Origin of the sequence: Leucobacter iarius (assembly GCF_039530105.1) — a bacterium.
GTDB lineage: Bacteria > Actinomycetota > Actinomycetes > Actinomycetales > Microbacteriaceae > Leucobacter > Leucobacter iarius.
Genome location: NZ_BAAAOB010000001.1, coordinates 509,126 through 528,921, shown reverse-complemented (window position 1 = coordinate 528,921; position 19,796 = coordinate 509,126). Strand labels below are relative to the sequence as shown.

Genomic DNA, 19,796 nt, shown 5'->3' with positions numbered 1-19,796 from the left:
GGCGGGCCCGGCCCCGCTACTGCGCGAACGGCAGCTCGACGGAGACGGTGGTACCGCGCCCCGGCGTGCTCCGAATCTCGGCCGAACCGCCGTGCAGCTCCGCGACACGCCGCACGATGGAGAGGCCGATCCCCCGTCCCGGCGTTGCGCGCGCGGAGTCGGCCCGCCAGAAGCGGTCGAACGCCCGCGCGGCGTCCTCGGGCGACATGCCCGCGCCCGTGTCGGAGACCGAGATCCGCACCGCTGAACCGGGCAGTTCGAACCCGAGCCGGATCTCACCGTCGGCGGGGGTGAACTTCCGCGCGTTCTCGAGCAGGTTCACCACGGCGCGCACGAGCAGTTCCGGGGAACCCTCGATGTCCGCGTCGCGGGATTCCGCGACGCGGATCGGCGCGCCGGGAGTCCCGTCGACCGCGGCGAGCGCCCGGCGGGCGAGCTCGTCGACCGAGATCCGCCCGCGCTCCGACGAGCCGACGCGCGCTTCGGCGTCGCCGCGGGAGAGCAGCAGGAGGTCGCCGGTGAGCGCGCCGAGCTCTTCGAGCGCGGCGAGCGCGCTCCGCATGGCGGCCCGGTACTCCTCGGGGTCCCGGTCCCGCAGCAGCGCGAGTTCGAGCTCGCCCTGCGCCACGCTGATCGGCGTGCGCAGCTCGTGCGAGGCGTCGTCGACGAAGCGCTGCTGGGTCTCGAGGCTCTCGCGCACCGGGCGCAGGCTGTGCCGGGCGAGCAGCCAGCAGGCGACGGGGACCACGAGGAGGAGCGCGGCGAAGCAGATCAGCAGGCCCGCGCGCAGGTTCTGGATCGCGACCTCCGCCGCATCGTTCGCGCCGTCCGGCAGGCCGGGCAGGTCGCGATCGAACGCGGCCGAGGCGTAGCGTTCGACCCCGACCGCGAAGAGCGCCACGATCCCGAGCACGACGAGGGAGTTGACCACGGCGAGGCGCAGCACCGCCCGGCGCACGATCACGGCGCCGCCTCCAGCACGTATCCGCTGCCCCGCCTGGTCTCGATCCGGTCGGCGGCCCCGGCTTCGCCCAGCTTGCCGCGCAGGTGCCGGATCGTCGACGCGACGACGTTGCTGTAGCCCTCGTAGTTCGTGTCCCAGGCGTGGTCGATGAAGTCGCTCGCCGAGAGCACGCGTCCGGGGTTGCGCATGAGCAGCTCGAGCACGGCGAACTCGCGCGCCGTGAGGTCGACGGGGCGTCCGTCGCAGTGCACCGCGCGAGCCGCGGGATCGAGGCGCAGCTCGCCGACCTCGAGCACCGGGTGCACCGCGAGCGCGGAGCGCCGCAGCAGCGCGCGCACCCGTGCGAGCAGTTCGGGCAGTCGGAACGGTTTCACGAGGTAGTCGTCGGCGCCCGAATCGAGGCCGTCGACCCGGTGGGCCGTGCCGTCGAGCGCGGTGAGCAGCAGGATCGGCACGCCGGGGTCGTTCGCCCGCACCCGCCGGCAGACCTCGAGGCCGTCGATCCCGCCGGGCAGCATGATGTCGAGGATCAGCAGGTCGGCGCCGTCGGTCTCCGCCGCGAACAGCGCGGACGGACCGTCGCCGTGCGCGTCGACCACGTAGCCGCTCTCGCGCAGGGCGCGTTCGAGCACCGAGCGCAGTCGCGCATCGTCCTCGGCGATCAGGATCCGCATGGCGCCAGCGTAGCCCGCAGGGAGTGTTCGGCTCAGAGATTCCGCGGAGCCTCCGGTCGACGCGGCCGCACCACCAACCAGGTGACCCCGCCGAGCAGCACGGCGAGCACGCAGGCGCCGAGCAGGATCAGCGCGACGACGATCGCGTTGCTCTGGCATACCCAGCTCAGGAAGCCCCAGAGGGGCAGTCCGCCGATGAGGCCGCCGAGGCTCAGCGGCAGCACCCGATCCGCAGCCGGGAATCCTCCCGGTTCGGTTCGACCCCCGCTGATCCACTGACCGACGAACGCACCGAGGGCCGACAGCAGCCCGGCGCCCGTGCTGAGGATGAAGCACGGGATCAGGAGATAGAAGAGGGCGTAGAGGAGGCTCCACGGCGCCTCGAGGAAGATCCCGACGAGCGGGAGCAGCACCCCCCGTCATCACGACCCCGACGTTGACGACGGGGAGTACGAGCAGCAGGATTCGACGTCGCACGATTCACCTCCTCGCGGGCCGCCCGGCCGTCAGCCAGGCGATGGCGGCGGCGAGCGCGATCACGGCTCCGGCGGTGCCCGGCGCGAGATACCCCTGGGTGAGGACCCAACCGACCGCGACCACGAGCAGCGCGGTCGCGAGGATCGCCGCCCACAGGCGCATCGGCCCCGGACGCTCCTTCGGCCAGAGCCGCTCGATCCGGGCCACGAGCGGGCAGAGCGCGGCGATCACGGCCGCGATCGCGAGGATCCAGGGCACGCGCGTCAGCCACCAGACGCCCGTGAGCGGTTCGGGGAACGGCAGCCCGACGGCCAGCTGGATCCCGACCACGACGCCCATCGCGACCGTGTGCCACAGGTAGATCGTCATGCCGAAGACGCCGAGCGCGCCGACGATGAGCAGCACGCGCCTGCGGCGCACCACCGCGCGGATCACCGGCTGCAGCAGGGTGAAGAGGTAGACCTGCGCGAGGCCGAGCAGCAGCAGGAGCACGGTCGGCGGGTTCAGGTTGACGAGCATGTCGGGCGAGTAGCCCAGCCCGAACACCGCGACGCACATGAGGCCGTAGGCGACCGCGGCGAGCGCGACGAGCAGCCACCGGGGGCGCTTCGCGTACCAGCCATCGCGCACGCCGAAGCCGAGCTGCTGCACGAACAGCCACACGAAGAGCCAGTTGAGGGCGGCGATCGGGAGCCCGGCGAAGCGGCTGAGCAGGTCGACGGCGACCGCGGCGCCCGCGAGTCCGAAGTACGTCGGCCAGGCCGCCAGACGGTGCAGCTTCGCCATGAGCGGCACGAAGGCGGTGCAGATCGCGTAGACGGCGATGAACCAGAGCGGCTCTGCGAGCCGGAACGCGAAGGTGCGCAGGAACTCGGGATCCACGCCGCAGAGCGCGAGGACGCCGAGCACGGCCAGCACCGCGAGCATCGCCGGCAGCACGGGACGGGCGAGCCGCAGCGCGCGGATCCGCAGGTACTCGCCCGCGGTGCCGCCGCTCGCGCGGAGTCTGCGCCAGGTCGTGATCCCGGCGAAGCCGCCCGCGATGAAGAAGGTGGGCATGATCATGCCGACCCAGGTGATCCAGACGAGCGGCTGCCAGTGCGCGAGCGCGTTCGAGGCCCGCAGGGGATCGCCGGAGATCCCCATCTGCAGGGCGTGCAGCAGCACGACGACGGGCAGGCAGAGCGCGCGCACCGCGTCGATGGAGAGGTCGCGATCGGGCGGGATCCGGGGGAGCTTCGATGCCACGGGATCAGCATACGGGCGGGCGCATGCCGACGAGCGTGCGCTCCGGCGGCCGGGCGTAGGCTGGCGAGGTGCCTCCGATCGACGACGCTCCCGCCCCGCTGTTCCCCGCCGACGCCCCGATCCGCTACGTCGCGATCGGCGACAGCTTCACCGAGGGCGTGGGCGACGAGCAGCCCGACGGCTCGGTTCGCGGCTGGGCCGACCTCGTTGCACAGGGCCTCGCCGATGCGGCGGGACGCCCGATCGAGTACGCGAACCTCGCGATCCGCGGACGCTTGCTCGGGCCCATCATCGACGAGCAGCTGGAGCCCGCGCTCGCGCTCGGCCCGACGCTCGTGAGCTTCAACGGCGGCGGCAACGACATGCTGCGGCCCGGCACCGACCTCCCGTGGATCCTGGAGCGCACCGGCAGCGCGCTGCGCCGGATCCTCGAGACCGAGGCGGCGCCGCTGCTGCTCGCCGGCGCGAACCCGACCGCGGGTCTGCCGAGCGGCGGGCGCGTGCGGGCGAAGGGCGACGAGCTGACGCGCGAGGCGGGCGCGCTAGCCGGGCAGCTCGGGGTGCGGTTCTGCGACAACTGGAGCGATCCCGTGCTCGCGCGCCGCGAGTACTGGTCGCCGGACCGGCTGCACCTCGCGCCGGTCGGGCACCACCGCGTCGCGAGCAACGTGCTGCGCGCACTGGGCTACGCGGCGCCCGCCGACTGGGTGATCGACGCGGACCCGAAGCCCGCACCGACCCGGCGCGAGCAGCTCCGCTACACCCGCGAGCACGTGCTGCCGTGGATCCAGCGCCGACTCACGGGCCGGTCGAGCGGCGACGGCCGCACGGCGAAGCACCCCGACTGGGTGCGGATCGAGCCGCGAGGGTAGTCGGCGGTCTCCCGTGGATCACCGCCCGTTCGGCGGTGACGATCCGCTCGAGCGTGCTCAGTCCTCGCCGAGAAGGGACTCGGCGAGCGAGCGTTCGAGGAGTTCGCGCAGCACTCCGCGGTCCACGCCGGTCAAGCGCGTGAGATAGAGGCAGACCTTGCTCGCGCGGTGCGGTCCGAGCCCCGACATCAGATCCGGCCAGCGCTCCGCGAAGTCGTCGACCAGGTAGACGGTGTGCTTCGTCGCTCCGGGAGCGAACGCGAGCAGCGGCATCCGACCGCCGCGACCGCTGTCGTAGCGGTACTCGACCTCCCCGAATCCGATGATGCGCCCCGCCCACACGACCGGCGGCTCCCCGCTCAGCTCCGCGCAGAGCGCGAGCAGCTCATCCGCCTCGACGCGTCGCGCTCCGGTCGCGCGATCGAGCACTTCGGCGACGGGCATCTCGGACGGCGACATCGCGGGCTGCTTGGCTGCCATGAGGACTCCTGACGATTCGGGTACCGGGTGCTGCCACCGTAGACGAAACGGGGCACAGCTGCTCAGCCCGCGAGCGGCGACTTCAGCCCGGAGCCGGTGAGCACGACGACCGTCGTCTCCTCCGCCCGGATCTCGCCGCGCGCGAGCAGCCGGGTGAGACCCGCCGCCGCGACGGCGCTCGTGGGTTCGGCGTACAGCCCGGTGCGGGCGAGCTCGGCGTGCGCGTCCCGGATCTCGTCCTCCGTCACCGCGACGGTGCCGCCGTCGCTCCGCCGGATCGCGGCCAGGATCTCGGTGAGACGACCGGGTGCGCGGATCGCGGTGCCCTCGGCGACGGTCGGGAGCACCGGCCGATCGGCGCCCGGCTCCGCGAACGCCGCGTCGATGGGCGAGCAGTGCAGCGGCTGCGCGGCGTAGAGACGCGGCAGGCGATCGATCGCGCCGGCCTCGAGCAGTTCGCCGAAGCCGAAGGCGCAGCCGAGCAGGCTGCTGCCCGCGCCGACCGGCAGCACGATCGCGTCGGGCGCGCGGAAGCCGAGGTCCTCCCAGAGCTCATAGGCGAGGGTCTTCGTACCCTGCAGGAACACCGCCTGCCGGTTGTGCCCGGCGTCGTGCGCATCGCCGCGCGCCACGGCGGCGAGCGCCGCCGCCTCCGACGCCTCGCGCGGACCGTCAACGAGCTCGATCGCGGCGCCCGCCGCGCGCGCCTGCACGAGCTTCGCGGGCGAGGTGCTGGCCGGAGCGAACACCGTGACCGCGAGGCCGGCGGCCGCCCCGTACGTCGCGACCGCCGCGCCGCCGTTGCCCGAGCTGTCCTCGACGATCGCCGTCGCACCCGCCGCTCGCAGCGCGGTGACGAGCGCGCTCGCGCCGCGATCCTTGAAGCTGCCGCTCGGCGAGAACCACTCCAGTTTGAACCGCGGGCACGCACCGGCCCAGTCGCGGGCGACGAGCGGCGTGCACCCCTCGCCGAGACTCACCGGCTCGGCGTCGGCCAGCTCCGGCAGCGCGGCGCGGTAGCGCCACATGCTGCGTTCGGCGGTATCGACGTCGCTCGGGGTGATCATGCCGCCACTCTAGGCGGCGCGGGCGCGGCAGCGCTCGCAGACGCCGTAGAGGTCGACGACGTGGTCGATCTCGGTGAAGCCGTGCTCGGCGCCGACCCGCTGGGCCCACTCCTCGACCACGCGCGCCTCGAGCTCGCGCGTCTCGCCGCAGATACGGCACACGAGGTGGTGATGGTGCCCCTGCATGCTGCAGGAGCGGAAGCGGTTCTCGCCGTCGGGCGACTGCAGCGAATCGGCCTCGCCGCCCTCCGCGAGTCCCGCGAGGGCGCGGTAGACGGTCGCGAGGCCGATCGTCGAGCCCTGGTCGCGCAGCGTCTGGTGCAGCTCCTGGGCGCTCACGAACCCGCGCGCCTCGGCGAGGGCGGCGCGGACGGCCTCTCGCTGCCAGGTGTTGCGCTTGGGTGCTGCGGTCATGCGGCTCCGCCTTTCGTCGCCTCCAGACTCTCACGCCCGGAGGCCTCCGCGCACGCCGGGTCCGGGGCTCCGGTCTCGGCCTCGCGGATCACGACCGCGCGCTCGCGCGCCTGGAGCGCGCGCTCGGCCGCGCGTTCCGCGCCGAGCCGGAGCCGGTCGCGCAGCCGGCCGGCGGCAGCGGCGAGCAGGAACACGACGGCCACCACGAGGCCGATGGAGCCGCCGGCGGCGATCCCGAACTCGCGCGAGATCCACAGGCCGACGAGGCCCGAGACGACGCCGAGCGCCGCGGCGATGCCGGGGATCCAGGTGAATCGGGGCGCGAGGATCCGCGCGGCGGCCGCGGGGCCGACGAGCAGGGCGACGCCGAGGATCGCGCCGACCGCGGGCATCGCGGCGACCACGCCGGCGGCGATGATCCCGCTCGCGAGCGCCTCGACCGGCCATGCGCGGAATCCCGCGGCGGCGAAGCCCACGGGATCGAAGGTGTGGAACAGGATCCGCCGCCCGAACACGGCGAGCAGCAGCAGGGTCGCGGCGAGCACGGCGCCGGTGCGCACGAGGTCGGCGCCGGTGACGCTGAGCGGCGACCCCACGAGCAGCGCCTCGACCGGGACGCCGTTGCCCGTGTTGAGGCTCGCGAGCAGCGTGCCCAGCGCGAAGCCGAACGACAGCACGATGCCGCTCGCGACCTGGCGGCCCTGACCGGGCACGCGGGCGAGCAGCGTCATGATGCCGACGAGCAGCAGTGCGAAGAGCGCCTGGCCGAGGATCAGGTTCCAGCCGAGCACCGCGAACAGCACGCCGCCGGGGAAGGTGGCGTGGCTGAGCGAGACCGCGAAGAACGAGCGGCGGCGCATCACGATGAGCGTGCCGACGATGCCGGACAGCACACCGAGCAGGGCGAGCTCGATCGCGGCGAGGGCGAAGTAGCTCATGCGGCATCGCCCCCGGCGGTCACGCCGACCGGCGCCGGGGCATCCGCCCGATCCGCCGCATCGGAAGCGCGCTTCGCGCGGGTGCCCGGCACGCGTCCGCGCAGCAGGCGCCAGCCCACGGCGAGCGCGTAGAGCGCGACGAGCACGAGCACGACCGTCGCGCCGGGCGAGACGGTGGCGCCCGCGCCGACCGACCACACGAACGAGAGCCACAGGCCCGCGACGCCGGCGATCAGCGGCACGAGGATCGCGATGGGGACGAGCAGACCGAGCCGCCCCGTGAGGAGGCGCGCCGCGGCCATCGGCACGGTCAGGATCGCGAGCACCATGAGCACGCCCAGCGCCTGCACGCCGGCCACGACGAGCAGCGCGACCGCGACCGACAGGGTGAGGTCGGTGACGAGCGGGCGGAAGCCCGCCGCCCGGAACCCCTCGGGATCGAACGCGCGGAACAGCTGCGCCCGCCAGCCGATGGCGAGCACGATCACGGCGAGCACCGCGACGACCGTCACCTGCCAGAGCTGGGCCGCCGTCACGGTGAGGAGGCGCCCGAACAGCAGATCCTCCAGCTGCGAGACGTACCCCTGCTGCCGTGAGACCAGCACGACGCCGAGGCTGAAGAGGCCCGTGAGCACGACCGCGATGGCGGCGTCCGAGCCGACGCGTCCCGCGCGTTCCAGCAGGGTGAACAGCACGGCCGCGATGAGCGCGGCGATGATCGCGCCGGGCAGCACGAAGTCGGATCCGCCGATCGCGGCGCCGACCACGAGCCCGGGGAACACGGCGTGCACGAGGCCGTCGCTCACGAACTCCAGCTCGCGGAAGCTGATCCCGATCCCGACGACGCCCGCGGCGACGGCGAGCACCGCGAGCGTCGCGAGTGCGCGGCCCATGAAGGGCAGCGAGAAGATCTCGATGAGTCCGGCGTCCACCGCTACTCCGTCTCGCGGGTGGTGGTGACGGTGTGGCGGTCGAGCTCCACGGTGGTGTCCTGGAACGCGTGGGCCACGGCCTCGAGCGTCAGCGCATCGTCGAGGGTGCCGTAGGCGGCCGGGTGACCGGGATCCTCGGGGTGGTGCCCGCTCGAGAGCAGCAGCGCGTGCGTGCACGCCTCGCGCGCGATCTCGAGGTCGTGGGTCGAGACGATGATGGTGCGGCCCTCGGCGCGCACCTCGCGCAGGAGGGCGAGCAGCGTCTCGCGATTCTCGCGGTCGAGCCCGTTGAACGGCTCGTCGAGCAGGATCATCTCAGGGTCCGCGACGAGCGCGCGGGCCAGGATCCCCCGCTGCTGCTGCCCGCCCGACAGTTCGCCGAAGCGGCGCTGCGCGAACGGGGCGAGCCCCACCCGGTCGAGCACGGCGTCGATGCGGCGACGGCCCTCGCGGCCGATCGGCCGGAACGCGCCGAGCTCGCGGTACAACCCCATGCCGACGACCTGGCGCAGCGTCACCGGCAGCGAGGTGTCGCGCTGGTCGGCCTGCGGCAGCGATCCGATGCGGCGGCGCGCCCGCACGGGCGCCTCGCCGAGCACCCGGACCTCGCCGGCCGTGAGGTCGGCGAGGCCCAGGATCCCGCGCAGCAGCGTGGACTTGCCCGAGCCGTTGGGCCCGATCAGCGCCACCGCCGAGCCGCGCTCGACGGTGAGGGAGAGGCGCGCCACCCGCGTGCGTCCGGCGTAGCCGAACGCTGCGTCGCGAAGAAGGATCGCGGGGGTGTCGTGCGCGGCGGGCGCCGCTCCTGCTGGGGCTTCGGTCACTTGAGGTTCTCCGGGAGCGGGCCTGGCTTCTCGCCCCAGGCCTCGAGGATCGTTTGCGTGTTGTGGACGGTGGCGCCGAGGTACTGCGCGCTCGAGCTGCCGGCAGGTCCGAGCGAGTCGGTGTAGAGCGACTCCGCGTCGACGACCTTGACGCCGGCCTCCTTGGCGATGGTACGCGCCAGACCGGGGCTCATGGACGATTCGACGAAAACCGCACGGACCTTGCGCTCCTTGATCGTCGCGACGAGGCGGTCGACATCGGCCGCGCTCGGCTCGGCGTTGTCCTCGAAGCTCGGCAGGATCGACCCGGCGAACGCGATCCCGTAGTCGTGCAGGTAGTAGCGGAGCGAGTCGTGCCCCGTGACCATGATCCGCTCGGCCTTCGGCACACGATCCATCTGGGTCGTGATCCACTCGTCGAGACCCTTGAGCTTGAGCAGGTAGGCGTCGGCGCGGCGCTGGTAGTCCGCCTTGTGCGCGGGATCCGCCTGCGCGAGCCCCTTCGCCACCTCGGAGACCATGCCCTCGGCGTTGCGGGGGGAGGTCCAGATGTGGGGGTTCAGATCGCCGTGATCGTGATCGTCGTCATCGCCGTCGGCGTGCGCGTGGGCGGCCTCCTCGGTCGCGCTCGCGTGGTCGTGGGCATCGGTCGACTCGTGCGCGTGGTCGTGCGTCTCGGCGCCGCCGGCCTCGGCCGCGCCCTCCGCCGTGATGGCCTTGAGCGTCGCCTGATCGAGGCCGTCGGCCGCGGTGACCGTCTTGCCGTGGAAGCCCGAGGCCTCGACGGCGCTGCTGACGAAGGTCTCGAGGCCGGCGCCGTTCACCACGAGCACATCGGCGCGGCCGAGCGCGAGCAGGTCGGCGGGGCTCGGATCGAAGTGGTGGGCCGAGGCGCCGGGCTTCAGCAGGCCGGTGAGCTCGACATCGTCGCCGCCGATCTCCTTCGTGAAGTCGGCGAGCTGCGTGGTGGTCGCGACGACGCGGAGGCGCTCCCCGTCGGAGGCCTTGCTCCCGCCCGCTTCGGCGCTCGGCGACGAGCAGCCGACGAGCGTCGCGGCGAGCCCCGCCGCGAGGGTGGCCGCGAGCGTCGCGGTGACGAGGGTGCGAGTCCGTGAGTGTCGCATCGAGTGGGTCTCCTGACCAGTTCGGGTCGCGCCGATGCGCGCCGCTTGTTGAGAACGAATCTCAGCATAGCGCCTTCTGAGAACGGTTCGCAACAACGGGGCGTGAGCCTGCTTTCTGTGTCCCCGCCCCGTGCGCGCGTGCCGCCCCTGCGCCGCACCCCTGCGCCGCTCCGCTCCCGGGCTCGTCGAGTGAGCAGTTGTACAGGTTATGAAGCCGCATAACCTGTACAACTGCTCACTCGACCGGGGTGGGTGGGTGGGCGGGATGGGTGGATGGGTGGAGGGCGGGGCGGGGCGTAGGCTCAAGGGATCCGGCGGCCGACTCCGCCACCCGACGACGAAGGGCCCGAGATGACCCACGAGCCGCAGAACGAGCTGCCCCCGGAGCTGCGCGAGGACCCCGCCGAGAGCCCCGCCCCGACGGAGGCTCCGCGCCGCGGGCGCCGCGTCGGCCCCCTGGTCGCGATGACCCTCGCACTGCTGCTCGCCGTCGGCGGCGTCTTCGCGCTGCCGTTCAACGTCGGCGGCGCCTGGACCCAGCCGACGTCGGGTGGCGAGAAGATCATCCGGGCCGCGATCGCCAGCGACCCGACGAACGTGTGCGACGGGGGCATCGATGCCGATTCGCTCACCCACCTGGCGGATCTGCCGGGCGGATCCGCGTTCTTCGCGGCGCGCACGAACTCCGGCGGCGTCTGCGCGCTCCTGACGGAAGCGCACGGTTGGGGATCGATCTCGGGCGACTCCCCCGTGCGCGGCAGCTCGCTCCTCACCGGGAGCGACGGCAAGAACCGCTACATCGTGCTCCGGCTCGAATTGGCCGGCGACAGCGCCTCCGGGTTCCGATCCGGCTACCGGATCGTCGACGACCCCGCCGAGGTGGAAGCGTGGATGCGCGGGCAGGACACCTCGACGTCCGTCTGAGCCGCTCGACCGATGCGCCGGCGCGCAGCGCGATCTGAGAGACTCGCTCCGTGAACGCCGACACGCACGCACCGTCCGCGACGCACCCGACCGCGCTCGAACTGCGCGACGCGCTGCGCCGCGGCGAGGTCTCCGCGGTGGAGCTCGTGCACGACGCCCTCGACCGGATCGCCGCAGACGAGCTCGGCGCCTTCGTCAGCGCACAGCCCGAGGCGGCCCTCGCCGAGGCTCACGATGCCGACGCGCGGATCGCCGCGACGCCGCGCGACGAGCGCGAATCCCTGCCGCCGCTGCTCGGCCTGCCGACCGCGCACAAGGACCTGGTCGACGTGCGCGGCGCGGTGACGAGCCACGGCAGCCGTGCGGTCCCGCATGTCGCCGCGCTGCACGATTCCCCGGTCGCCGCGGCGGTCCGCGCCGCCGGGGCGATCTCGCTCGGCAAGACGCAGGTGCCCGAGTTCGGCATCGCCGGGTACTCGGAGAATCTGGTCGCGCCGCCCGCCCGCAACCCGCACGATCCGAGCCGCACTCCCGGGGGTTCCTCGGGCGGCTCCGCGGCTGCGATCGCCGCGGGCCTGATCCCGCTCGGGGTCGGCAGCGACGGAGGCGGCTCGATCCGGATCCCCTCGGCGGCGTGCGGTCTCGTCGGGCTGAAGCCGGGCCGCGGCGCGGTGCCGGCGGATCGCGGGAGCGGACTCGTCGACGAGATCGGCGCCCCGAGGCTCACCGTGTCGGGGCCGATCGCCCGGACGGCCGTCGACGCCGCCCTGCTGTTCGACGCGATGCGCGGCCTGACCGCGGAGCCGAGCCTCGCCGCGGTGCGGCGGGCCCACGAGCTGCGCGGTCTGCGCATCGGGGTGACGCTCCGCTCGCCGTTCGAGGGCGAGGTGCCGGTCTCGTACTCGCCGGACGCGCTCGCGGCGCTCGACGCCGCCGTCGCCCGGCTCGGCGAGGCGGGGCACCGCGTCGAGGAGGCGGACTGGATCCCGGATCCGCGCTATCCCGGGGCGTTCACGGACGTCTGGACGGCGGGCCTCGCCCGCATCGATTTCGGCCCCGGCGCGGAGGAGCGGCTCGGCGAACTGGCGGCGGCGTTCCTCGCTCGCACCCGGCAGGCCTCCCCCGAGCGGCTGGCGCGCGCGGCGCGCACGCTGCGCGAGTTCGCCGCGGATTGCGTGCGGCAGTGGGGCGCGTACGACGCGATCCTGACGCCCGCGCTCGCGTTCGCGGCGCCCCGGGTCGGCGCGTTCATCGCGGCCGGGCCGGAGGGCGACTACCGGCTGCAGTGCGAGTGGGCGCCGCAGACGTCGATGGTGAACGTGGCGGGCCTTCCGGCGGTCGTCGCCCCGATGCGTCGCGACGCGGCCGGGCTCCCATTCGGGGTGCAGCTGATCGGCCGCATGGGCGCGGAGACGCAGCTGCTCCGCCTGGCGGAGCAGCTGGCGCCCTCGGTTTCGTCTCGCTAGTGCTCGCTCAACCGTCGGAAGGCAGAAAGCCCGCACCGAGCGCCAAGCGAACGGCGCGGGTGTGCGGGACGGGATCGGGTGCGCGCGCCCGGTTCAGCGCTTCAACAGGATGCGGGGCGGGCGTGGTGGCCGGGGTTGCCCCGCGGCGCATCGGGGTTGGCGTGGCGCGACGCAGGAGCGACATCGCCGGGGGTTCCCCGCCTAAGCCGCGGGGAAATCCCGGTCGCCGCGCCCGTCGCGCATTCGCCTCCCCTACTCGTACGCCCCGATCACGGTCTGGTCCCAGTCGATGATGGATCCGGTGACGACGCCGCTGCGGTCGCTGAGGAGGAAGACGACGGCGTCGGCGATCTCGTCGGGTTGGCCGAGTTTGCCCATGGGCATCCCGGCGGAGGCTTGCTCGAGCCAGCCGTCTTCGGCGCCGTGGAATTTCTGCTGCGTGGCGTTCTCGCCGGGGGTGGCGGTCCAGCCGATGTTGAGGCCGTTGATGCGGATCCGGTCGAAGCGGTGCGCGAACGCGGCGTTCTTGGTGAGTCCGGCGAGTCCGGCTTTGGAGGCGACGTAGGGCGCGAGGTAGGGCTGCCCGCCGTGGGAGGAGATCGTGATGATGTTGACGATGGTGCCGGGTGCGCCGCGTCGTTGCATGTCCGCGACGGCGCCCTGCATGGTCATGAATGGTGCGACGAGGTTGACGGCGAGGTGTTCGCCGAGCAGTTCGCGCGTGGTGTCGGTGAGGCTGCCGCGGGTGGGCAGGGCGGCGGCGTTGACGAGGCTGTCGATGCGACCGAAGCGTGCGATGGTTTCGGCGACGGCGCGTTCGGCTTCGCCGGGGGTGGCGAGGTCGGCGACGATGGCGATGGCGTTCGCGGGGCCGTCGTCGCTCCAGAGCGCCGCTTCGTGGATTTCGACGAGCGCGCGTTCGGCCTTCTCGGCGGAGCGTCCGACGATGGCGATGCCGGCGGCTCCTTCGCGGGCGGCGGCGCGGGCGATGGCGAGGCCGAGGCCCTGGGTGCCGCCGGTGACGAGCAGGATCCTGCCGGCCATGAGGTGCTGCATCATGCCTCCTGGGGCGCGGTGAGGGCCGCGGTCGTGCCGGGTTCGGCGGGGATCCGTTCCCAGCTGCGTTCGGCGGCCGAGCGTTCGGCGGCGGAGACGACTCGGGCGGCGGAGAGCGCGTCGTGGATGTTCGACGCGTCGGAGGATCGGCCGAGCACGGCGGAGAGGAACTTCTTGGCTTCGATGACTTTGAGGTCGTCGTAGCCCATGGAGGTGCCGGCACCGGGTTGGAAGCGCCCGAATTCGCCCATGCCGGGGTGCGCCATGACGGTGGTGTAGCCGGGGTCCTCGGTGCCGAGCGGGGTGGAGACGCGCAGGAAGTTGAGCTGTTCGAAGTCCCAGATCGCGGAGCCGTTCGTGCCGTAGACGGCGATCCCGTAGCTGGCGCGGGGGCCGACGGCGACGCGGGAGGCTTCGAGGGTGCCGACGGCGTCGGCTGCGACGGCGTCGCCGGAGAGCCGCACGAGCATGCCCGCGTAGTCCTCGTTCTCGACGGGTTCCATCTGGCCGCCTTCGATGAGGGCGAAGTGGGTGCCGGTGCCCATGGGCAGTTCGGGTCGTTCGGCGTAGACGGTGGAGGTGAGTGCGCTCACTTCGGCGACGGGCCCGAGCGTGTAGTGGACGAGGTCGACGAGGTGTCCCATGAGGTCGCCGAGCACACCGGATCCGGCGAGTTCGCGCACGAAGCGCCAGGAGCGGGCGCCGCGCGGGTCGGCGGAGTAGTCGGCGAACATGTGGCCGCGTACGTTGGTGATGCGACCGAGGGTGCCCGCGGCGATGAGTTCGCGGAGGTGCTCGACGGCGGGCGCGTGCCGGTAGTTGAAGCCGATGGAGGTGACGACGCCGGCCGCGTCGGCGGCTTCGGCGACGGCCGCGGTCTCGGTCTCGCCGCGTCCGACGGGTTTCTCGATCCAGAAGTGCTTGCCGGCTTTCGCGGCCGCGATCCCCATCTCGGCGTGGAGGAAGTTGGGGGCGCAGATCGAGACGACGTCGACTTCGGGGTCTTCGAGTACGGCGCGGTAGTCGGCGGAGGCGCGCTCGTAGCCGAGCACGTCGACCGCTTCGCGGCGTCGATCCTCGGAGGTATCGGCGGCGTGCACGAGCCGCGGACGGACCCCGAGGTCGGGGTAGGCGTAGGCGAGGTTGCGGTAGGCGCGGCTGTGGAGCTGCCCCATCCAGCCGACGCTGATGAGGCCGACCCCGACCTCGGTGGTTCCGTTCGCGAGCGTGCGCATGCGCCTCCTACTTCCGGGTCGCAGAGATCTCGTGGGCGAGCGATTCGAGCTCGGCGCCGCCGGCCATCGCCTGCACCAGTTCTTCGAGCTCGACCTTGCCGCGCTCGAAGTCGGCGATCATGCGGCCGCGGTTGAGCAGGTAGAAGCGGTCGCCGACCATGAACGCGTGGTGCGGGTTGTGGGTGATGAAGACCACGGCGACGCCGCGTTCGCGTGCGGCGAGGATGTACTTCAGCACGATGCCGGACTGGCGTACGCCGAGCGCGCTGGTGGGCTCGTCGAGGATGAGCACCTTGGCGCCGAAGTGCACGGCGCGGGCGATGGCGACGGCCTGCCGCTCGCCGCCCGAGAGCGTGCCGATGGGCTGGTTGGTGTCGCGCAGGTCGATGCCCATCTCCATGAGCGCCTGCTTGGTGATGTCCTGCGACTTCTTGACCGACATGAAGCCGAAGAACTTCGGTCCCTTGACGGGTTCGTTGCCGAGGAAGAAGTTGCGCCAGATCGACATGAGCGGCACGGTCGCGAGGTCCTGGAACACGGTCGCGATGCCGCGGGCGAGCGCGTCGCGCGGCGAGGAGAACTCGACGGCCTCGCCCTCGACGCGGAAGGCGCCGGAGCTCGGCTTGTGCACGCCCGACAGGGTCTTGATGAGCGTGGACTTGCCGGCGCCGTTGTCGCCGAGCACGCAGGTGACGGATCCGGCGTCGACTTTGAGGCTGATGTCGCGCAGCGCGATGACGCTGCCGAAGCTCTTGCCGACGTTCTCGAGCTCGAGAGCCGGGGTCGCTGATTCCTGGGTCATTTCTTTCGACCTCCCTGTGCACGACGCGAGATGGTGATGTTGATGAGCACTGCGGAGAAGAGGATCACGCCGAGGAACGTCGAGACCCAGTCCTGATCCCACAGGGCGTAGGGGATGCCGACCGCGGCGAAGCCCATGATGAGCGCACCGATGGAGGCGCCGATCGCGGATCCGGCGCCGCCGGTGAGGAGGCAGCCGCCGACGGCCGCGGCGATGATGTAGTAGAACTCCTGGCCGACGCCCTGACCGGCCTGCATGCCCTTGAGGCGCAGCACGAACATGACGCCGACGAGCGCGGCCGACATCGCGGTCATCATGAACAGCAGGATCTTGGTGCGGTCGACGGGCACGCCCGCGTTGCGCGCGGCGTTGGCGTCGCCGCCGACGGCGAAGATCCAGTTGCCGAAGACAGTGCGGGTGAGCAGCAGCGTCGCGATGATGGTGAGCAGGATCCACCAGACCACGGAGATCTGGAAGGTGGTGCCGCCGATCGAGACGGTGCTGGCGAAGAATCCCTGCGCCGAGTCGTAGCCGTCGCCCTGGTCGACGCCGGAGACGCGGACGGTGCCGGTGAGGCCCTTGGTGACCGCGAGGTTGACGCCCTTGAGCACGAAGAACGTGCCGAGGGTGACGATGAACGACGGCAGTTTGGTCTTGACGACGAGCATGCCGTTGATGAAGCCGACGATGCCGGCGAAGACGATGGTGATGAGGATCGCGAGCCAGACGTTCACGCCCCATTCGGTGATGAGGAGGCCTGCGAGCAGGCCGGAGGTGCCGACCATGACGCCGGTCGAGAGGTCGAACTCGCCGCCGATCATGAGGAGAGCCACGAACACGGCGACGATGCCGACGGGGGCTGCGAAGTCGGTCCAGCCGGCGGCGCCCTCGAGCGTCGCGAAGTTGCCGGTGGTGTCGGAGAAGGCGAACACCAGGAAGATGGCGATCGCGCCGATGAGTGCGCCGAGCTCGGGACGGCGGAGCACCTTGAGGTACCACGGCGTCGTGCTCACGCGTTCGTCGAGCTTGATGTTGCTGGTTTCGGTGAGGAATGTCATGGTCTCTCCCTGCGAGGGACGGGGCCGGCGGTGCGCCGCCGGCCCCGTCGTCCGCGTTAGCGCAGGCCTTCCTTCACGGATTCCTGCACGGCCTTCACGTTGTCCTTGGTCACGAATGCGGGACCGGTGTAGACGGGGAGCCCGCCGCCGATCTCGATCGCGTCCTTGACCGCGAAGTAGAGCAGCTGCACGGCCATGTAGCCCTGCGCGTACTGCTGCTGGTCGATGCCGAACTGGAGGGTGCCCGCGTCGATGGCCTTGAGCGCGTCGGCCGAGAGGTCGACGGTGCCGACCTTGATGTCGCGGCCGACGGTCTTGACGGCGGGAAGGACGGCGCCGGTGGCGACGTCGGCATTCAGCGCGAACACGGCGTCGATCGACGAGTCGGCCTGGAGGGCGGCGAGGATCTTCGCCTGCGCGCCGTTCAGGTCGGCGAGCGCGCCGTCGGCGTTGAACTCCTGGACCTTGCCCTTGAAGGTCTCGGCGGCGCCCTTGCAGCGATCGGTGAGGCCGGAGTTGGCGGCTTCCTGGATCGGGCAGAGGATCTTCTTGACGCCGAGCTCGTTGAACTTCTCGCCCGCCTGGCGGCCGGCGACGATCTCGTCCTGGCCGACGTGGGTGAAGGCGCCGAGCTCCTTGTAGACGCTGGATCCCGAGTTGATGGTGACGGTGGGGATCTTGGCGTCGCTCGCGGACTTCATGGCCGACTGGATCGCGCCGGGGTCGGGTGCGGAGGCGGCGATGCCGCTGCAGCCGCCCTTGACGCCGGCCTCGATGGTGGACGCCTGCTTGGCGGCGTCGTTGGTCGAACCCTGGTAGTCGAGGGTGACGCCGAGCGTCTTCGCCGCGTCTTCGGCGCCCTTCTGCGCGACGGCCCAGAAGGTGCCGCCGTCGCCGTGGGTGTAGACGCAGATCTTGATGTTCTTGTTGTCGGGGGCGGCGCTCGCGCTGCCGCCTCCGCCCTTCGCGCCGGTGCCGGAGCAGCCGGCGAGCGCCAGGGTCAGGGCCGCAGCGGTGGCCACTGCGGCGGTGATGAGCTTCTTCTTCACCATGATGACGGTGCCTCTTTTCCTCTTCATTGAGCTTTGCGAGGTGGGACGTGAACGGCCCTGTTCGCCAGTATCTTCCATCCCCGGATCAGGATCCAGCGATTCGGGGATATTTGTCATGACATTAGGGCATTTGAGACCAGATTGTTGCAAACTCCGCGCAAAGCTTCAGTTGAACGGCATCGCAACGACGCTACCGGTCTCGGCGGACCTCTGGGCGGCATCGGCGAGCAGCAGCGCGGCGCGGCCGTCGTCGAAGGTGGGGCTGTCGGACGGTTCGCCGCGCATGAGGCGCAAGAACGCGTCGAGCTCCGCCGAGTACGACACGGCGTAGCGGTGCAGGAACTGCGGTTCGTAGGGCGCTCGCGCGTCCACCGCCGTCGCATTCGACGCGCTCACCAGGCTGAGCGACGGATTGTTCGCCTGCAGGGAGCCGAGCGCTCCGAAGGCTTCGATCCGCTGGTCGTAGCCGACGGCGCTGTGCCGCGAATTGACGATCGTCACGATCGCGCCCGACGCGGATTTCAGGGTCACGACGGCCGTGTCGAAATCGCCGTGCTCGCGCGCGCCCTCGTCGAAGAGGGTGCTGCCCGTCGCGCTCACCTCCACGATGTCGGGCAGGAAGAACCGAGCCATGTCGAAGTCGTGGATCGTCATGTCGCGGAAGATGCCGCCCGAGACCCCGATGTACGCCGCGGGCGGCGCCGCGGGATCCCGGCTGATGATGGTCAGCTGTTCGAGCGGCCCGATCTCGCCGGCCGCGACGCGGGCGCGCACCTCGGCGAAGGCCGGATCGAAGCGGCGGTTGAAGCCGAGCGCCACCGGCACCCCCGACGCCGCCACCTTCGGCCGCAGTGCCTCCACGCGGGCGATGTCGAGGTCGATCGGCTTCTCGCACAGCACCGGGATCCCCCGATCCACCGCCGCCTCGATGAGCGGCACGTGCGTGGGCGTCGGCGCGGCGACCAGGATCGCATCCACCTCGCCGGAGTCGAGCAGTTCGTCGCTCGAATCGGTCACGCGACCGCCGAAGCGCGCCGCGAGCGCGTGCGCGCCGTCGACGAACGGATCGGCGATCCAGCTGAGCTCCGTCTCGGGATGCGCCGAGATGCTCGTCGCGTGCACCAGGCCGATGCGGCCCGTGCCGATGAGCCCCATGCGCACTCGGTTCTGCGTCATTGCTTCGATTCCTTCTGCTCGTGGTGCGGTTCGGGAGCGCGTCCGCTCAGGCCCAGGGCCGGAGCGCCTCGCGGTTGGTGCGGTGGTCGGCCAGGCGCCGTGCGGCGAAGGTCGCGAGATCGATGCCGGCCTCGGGCAGCACGTCCTGCTCGACGACGATCCACCCGGCGTAGCCCGCCCGATCCATGGCGTCCATGATGGTCGCGAGGTCGATGTCGCCGTCGCCGAACGCCGCGAAGGCGCCCGAGCTCCAGACCTCGACCATGCCTCCGCCCGCGTCGATGACCCGGGCGAGCTCGGCGCGATCCACGTCCTTCAGGTGGAGGTGGTTGATGCGGGGAGCCCAGCGCTCGACCACGGCGGCGGGGTCGCCGCCGCCGAGCAGCAGGTGCCCGGTGTCGAAGGTGAGGCCGACGTCGACCCGGTCGAGGAACCGCTCGACCTCGTCGGGCGACTCGACGAACGTGCCCGCGTGGTGGTGGAAGGTCGGCTCGAGCCCGGCCGCGCGAACGCGCTCGGCCGCGCGGGCGGCGTTCGCGGCGAGCCGGTCCCAGCCGGCGGCGTCGAGCGGATCGACCGCGAGGCCGGGTCGCGCCTGGCGCGCTTCGGAGCCGGAGTCGGCGAGCGTCGGCTTGGGGCGGAACGCGGCGGGCCCGCCGAGCGCTGCGGCCGCGTCGGCGAACACCGTGATCGCCGCGTCGAGCTCGGGCAGTGCGGCCTCGAACGCGTCGTCGTCGCTCATGGGCAGCTGCACCCAGCCGCCGGCGAGGCCGAAGTCGTGCGCGCGCAGGCGGGAGATCAGCGCTTCCCCCTCGCCGAGGTACCCGGCGGGGCCGAGGTCGATGCCGGCGTAGCCGGTCTCGTCGAGGATCTCGAGCATCTGATCGGGGGCGATGGTGTCGGCTCCCTCGGGGGTGAGCTCGAACACTCCGAAGCTCACCGGGGCACCGGCGACTCGTGCGTCCATGCGTGCGCCTCCTTGCGCTGTTCGATCGCTCGGGCGGCCTTGCCCG

21 protein-coding genes are annotated in these 19,796 nt (G+C 72.0%); 3 read left to right on the top strand and 18 right to left on the bottom strand.

All coding sequences use genetic code 11. The features are described 5' to 3' along the window. Positions 1-16: 16 nt before the first annotated feature. From ABD169_RS02310 to ABD169_RS02295, 4 genes are all read right to left on the bottom strand, one after another. Positions 17-964, bottom strand: a complete 948-nt coding sequence (locus tag ABD169_RS02310) for a sensor histidine kinase (RefSeq protein ID WP_344028772.1) — start codon at positions 962-964, stop codon at positions 17-19. Then, a complete protein-coding gene (locus ABD169_RS02305; RefSeq protein ID WP_344028770.1) occupies positions 961-1,638 on the bottom strand; it encodes a response regulator transcription factor in 678 nt (225 codons plus the stop codon). The genes ABD169_RS02310 and ABD169_RS02305 overlap by 4 nt, the downstream gene beginning before the upstream one ends. Positions 1,639-1,670: 32 nt before the next feature. Then, positions 1,671-2,051, bottom strand: a complete 381-nt coding sequence (locus tag ABD169_RS02300) for a hypothetical protein (RefSeq protein ID WP_344028767.1) — start codon at positions 2,049-2,051, stop codon at positions 1,671-1,673. A 67-nt stretch (positions 2,052-2,118) separates the two neighbouring features. After that, complete coding sequence (locus ABD169_RS02295) at positions 2,119-3,363, bottom strand: acyltransferase family protein (protein WP_344028764.1); 1,245 nt, start codon at positions 3,361-3,363, stop codon at positions 2,119-2,121. A gap of 68 nt (positions 3,364-3,431) precedes the next feature. Between ABD169_RS02295 and ABD169_RS02290 the strand changes: the two genes are divergently transcribed. Next, a complete protein-coding gene (locus ABD169_RS02290; RefSeq protein ID WP_344028760.1) occupies positions 3,432-4,235 on the top strand; it encodes an SGNH/GDSL hydrolase family protein in 804 nt (267 codons plus the stop codon). A 57-nt stretch (positions 4,236-4,292) separates the two neighbouring features. On the opposite strand, the gene ABD169_RS02285 is transcribed toward ABD169_RS02290, so the two are convergent. The 7 genes from ABD169_RS02285 to ABD169_RS02255 all read right to left on the bottom strand — a co-directional run bounded on the left by ABD169_RS02285 (position 4,293) and on the right by ABD169_RS02255 (position 10,014). After that, positions 4,293-4,715: a DUF1801 domain-containing protein gene (locus tag ABD169_RS02285; RefSeq protein ID WP_344028757.1), complete on the bottom strand. Its 423-nt coding sequence runs from the start codon at positions 4,713-4,715 to the stop codon at positions 4,293-4,295. A gap of 62 nt (positions 4,716-4,777) precedes the next feature. Continuing rightward, entirely contained in the window at positions 4,778-5,782 is a 1,005-nt protein-coding gene (locus ABD169_RS02280; protein ID WP_344028754.1) for a pyridoxal-phosphate dependent enzyme, read from the bottom strand. Positions 5,783-5,791: 9 nt separating this feature from the next. Next, the gene (locus ABD169_RS02275) at positions 5,792-6,196 is read right to left on the bottom strand and encodes a Fur family transcriptional regulator (RefSeq protein ID WP_046454853.1); all 405 of its coding nucleotides are present in this window, start codon (positions 6,194-6,196) and stop codon (positions 5,792-5,794) included. Then, entirely contained in the window at positions 6,193-7,134 is a 942-nt protein-coding gene (locus ABD169_RS02270; RefSeq protein WP_344028749.1) for a metal ABC transporter permease, read from the bottom strand. The genes ABD169_RS02275 and ABD169_RS02270 overlap by 4 nt, the downstream gene beginning before the upstream one ends. Further along, entirely contained in the window at positions 7,131-8,066 is a 936-nt protein-coding gene (locus ABD169_RS02265) for a metal ABC transporter permease (protein WP_344028747.1), read from the bottom strand. Before ABD169_RS02265 ends, ABD169_RS02270 begins: the two co-directional genes overlap by 4 nt. Before the next feature lie 2 nt (positions 8,067-8,068). Continuing rightward, entirely contained in the window at positions 8,069-8,890 is an 822-nt protein-coding gene (locus ABD169_RS02260; RefSeq protein WP_046454854.1) for a metal ABC transporter ATP-binding protein, read from the bottom strand. Further along, the gene (locus ABD169_RS02255) at positions 8,887-10,014 is read right to left on the bottom strand and encodes a metal ABC transporter substrate-binding protein (RefSeq protein WP_344028744.1); all 1,128 of its coding nucleotides are present in this window, start codon (positions 10,012-10,014) and stop codon (positions 8,887-8,889) included. The genes ABD169_RS02260 and ABD169_RS02255 overlap by 4 nt, the downstream gene beginning before the upstream one ends. A gap of 351 nt (positions 10,015-10,365) precedes the next feature. On the opposite strand from ABD169_RS02255, the gene ABD169_RS02250 reads away from it, so the two are divergent. Together ABD169_RS02250 and ABD169_RS02245 are read left to right on the top strand one after the other, a co-directional pair. Next, a complete protein-coding gene (locus ABD169_RS02250; protein ID WP_344028741.1) occupies positions 10,366-10,938 on the top strand; it encodes a hypothetical protein in 573 nt (190 codons plus the stop codon). A 50-nt stretch (positions 10,939-10,988) separates the two neighbouring features. Next, positions 10,989-12,404: an amidase gene (locus ABD169_RS02245; RefSeq protein WP_344028739.1), complete on the top strand. Its 1,416-nt coding sequence runs from the start codon at positions 10,989-10,991 to the stop codon at positions 12,402-12,404. 252 nt (positions 12,405-12,656) lie between these two features. Here ABD169_RS02245 and ABD169_RS02240 read toward each other — a convergent pair whose 3' ends face one another. The 7 genes from ABD169_RS02240 to ABD169_RS02210 form a co-directional block, all read right to left on the bottom strand. Then, positions 12,657-13,460, bottom strand: a complete 804-nt coding sequence (locus ABD169_RS02240; RefSeq protein WP_425560957.1) for an SDR family oxidoreductase — start codon at positions 13,458-13,460, stop codon at positions 12,657-12,659. Next, on the bottom strand, positions 13,460-14,695 hold the full coding sequence (locus ABD169_RS02235; RefSeq protein WP_046454859.1) for a Gfo/Idh/MocA family protein: 1,236 nt from the start codon (positions 14,693-14,695) through the stop codon (positions 13,460-13,462). The genes ABD169_RS02240 and ABD169_RS02235 overlap by 1 nt, the downstream gene beginning before the upstream one ends. A 7-nt stretch (positions 14,696-14,702) precedes the next feature. Beyond that, positions 14,703-15,497 carry an ATP-binding cassette domain-containing protein gene (locus ABD169_RS02230; RefSeq protein ID WP_046454860.1) on the bottom strand — a complete coding sequence of 265 codons (795 nt, stop codon included), beginning with the start codon at positions 15,495-15,497 and terminating at the stop codon, positions 14,703-14,705. Then, positions 15,494-16,555 (bottom strand): ABC transporter permease, encoded by a 1,062-nt coding sequence (locus ABD169_RS02225; protein WP_344028732.1) that lies wholly within the window; start codon positions 16,553-16,555, stop codon positions 15,494-15,496. The genes ABD169_RS02230 and ABD169_RS02225 overlap by 4 nt, the downstream gene beginning before the upstream one ends. A gap of 56 nt (positions 16,556-16,611) precedes the next feature. Then, positions 16,612-17,634 (bottom strand): substrate-binding domain-containing protein, encoded by a 1,023-nt coding sequence (locus ABD169_RS02220; protein WP_336653365.1) that lies wholly within the window; start codon positions 17,632-17,634, stop codon positions 16,612-16,614. Between the two features lie 138 nt (positions 17,635-17,772). After that, the gene (iolG, locus tag ABD169_RS02215) at positions 17,773-18,783 is read right to left on the bottom strand and encodes an inositol 2-dehydrogenase (protein ID WP_344028727.1); all 1,011 of its coding nucleotides are present in this window, start codon (positions 18,781-18,783) and stop codon (positions 17,773-17,775) included. A 46-nt stretch (positions 18,784-18,829) separates the two neighbouring features. Next, positions 18,830-19,750 carry a TIM barrel protein gene (locus ABD169_RS02210; protein ID WP_344028724.1) on the bottom strand — a complete coding sequence of 307 codons (921 nt, stop codon included), beginning with the start codon at positions 19,748-19,750 and terminating at the stop codon, positions 18,830-18,832. Between the last annotated feature and the right edge of the window lie 46 nt (positions 19,751-19,796).

Excerpts from the sequence above, each read along its gene's own strand:
- ABD169_RS02305 (WP_344028770.1), bottom strand. The coding sequence starts at position 1,638 with ATGCGGATCCTGATCGCCGAGGACGATGCGCGACTGCGCTCGGTGCTC.
- ABD169_RS02285 (WP_344028757.1), bottom strand. The coding sequence starts at position 4,715 with ATGGCAGCCAAGCAGCCCGCGATGTCGCCGTCCGAGATGCCCGTCGCC.
- ABD169_RS02280 (WP_344028754.1), bottom strand. The coding sequence starts at position 5,782 with ATGATCACCCCGAGCGACGTCGATACCGCCGAACGCAGCATGTGGCGC.
- ABD169_RS02275 (WP_046454853.1), bottom strand. The coding sequence starts at position 6,196 with ATGACCGCAGCACCCAAGCGCAACACCTGGCAGCGAGAGGCCGTCCGC.
- ABD169_RS02270 (WP_344028749.1), bottom strand. The coding sequence starts at position 7,134 with ATGAGCTACTTCGCCCTCGCCGCGATCGAGCTCGCCCTGCTCGGTGTG.
- ABD169_RS02255 (WP_344028744.1), bottom strand. The coding sequence starts at position 10,014 with ATGCGACACTCACGGACTCGCACCCTCGTCACCGCGACGCTCGCGGCC.
- ABD169_RS02250 (WP_344028741.1), top strand. The coding sequence starts at position 10,366 with ATGACCCACGAGCCGCAGAACGAGCTGCCCCCGGAGCTGCGCGAGGAC.
- ABD169_RS02240 (WP_425560957.1), bottom strand. The coding sequence starts at position 13,460 with ATGCAGCACCTCATGGCCGGCAGGATCCTGCTCGTCACCGGCGGCACC.
- ABD169_RS02235 (WP_046454859.1), bottom strand. The coding sequence starts at position 14,695 with ATGCGCACGCTCGCGAACGGAACCACCGAGGTCGGGGTCGGCCTCATC.
- ABD169_RS02230 (WP_046454860.1), bottom strand. The coding sequence starts at position 15,497 with ATGACCCAGGAATCAGCGACCCCGGCTCTCGAGCTCGAGAACGTCGGC.
- ABD169_RS02225 (WP_344028732.1), bottom strand. The coding sequence starts at position 16,555 with ATGACATTCCTCACCGAAACCAGCAACATCAAGCTCGACGAACGCGTG.
- ABD169_RS02220 (WP_336653365.1), bottom strand. The coding sequence starts at position 17,634 with ATGAAGAGGAAAAGAGGCACCGTCATCATGGTGAAGAAGAAGCTCATC.
- iolG (WP_344028727.1), bottom strand. The coding sequence starts at position 18,783 with ATGACGCAGAACCGAGTGCGCATGGGGCTCATCGGCACGGGCCGCATC.
- ABD169_RS02210 (WP_344028724.1), bottom strand. The coding sequence starts at position 19,750 with ATGGACGCACGAGTCGCCGGTGCCCCGGTGAGCTTCGGAGTGTTCGAG.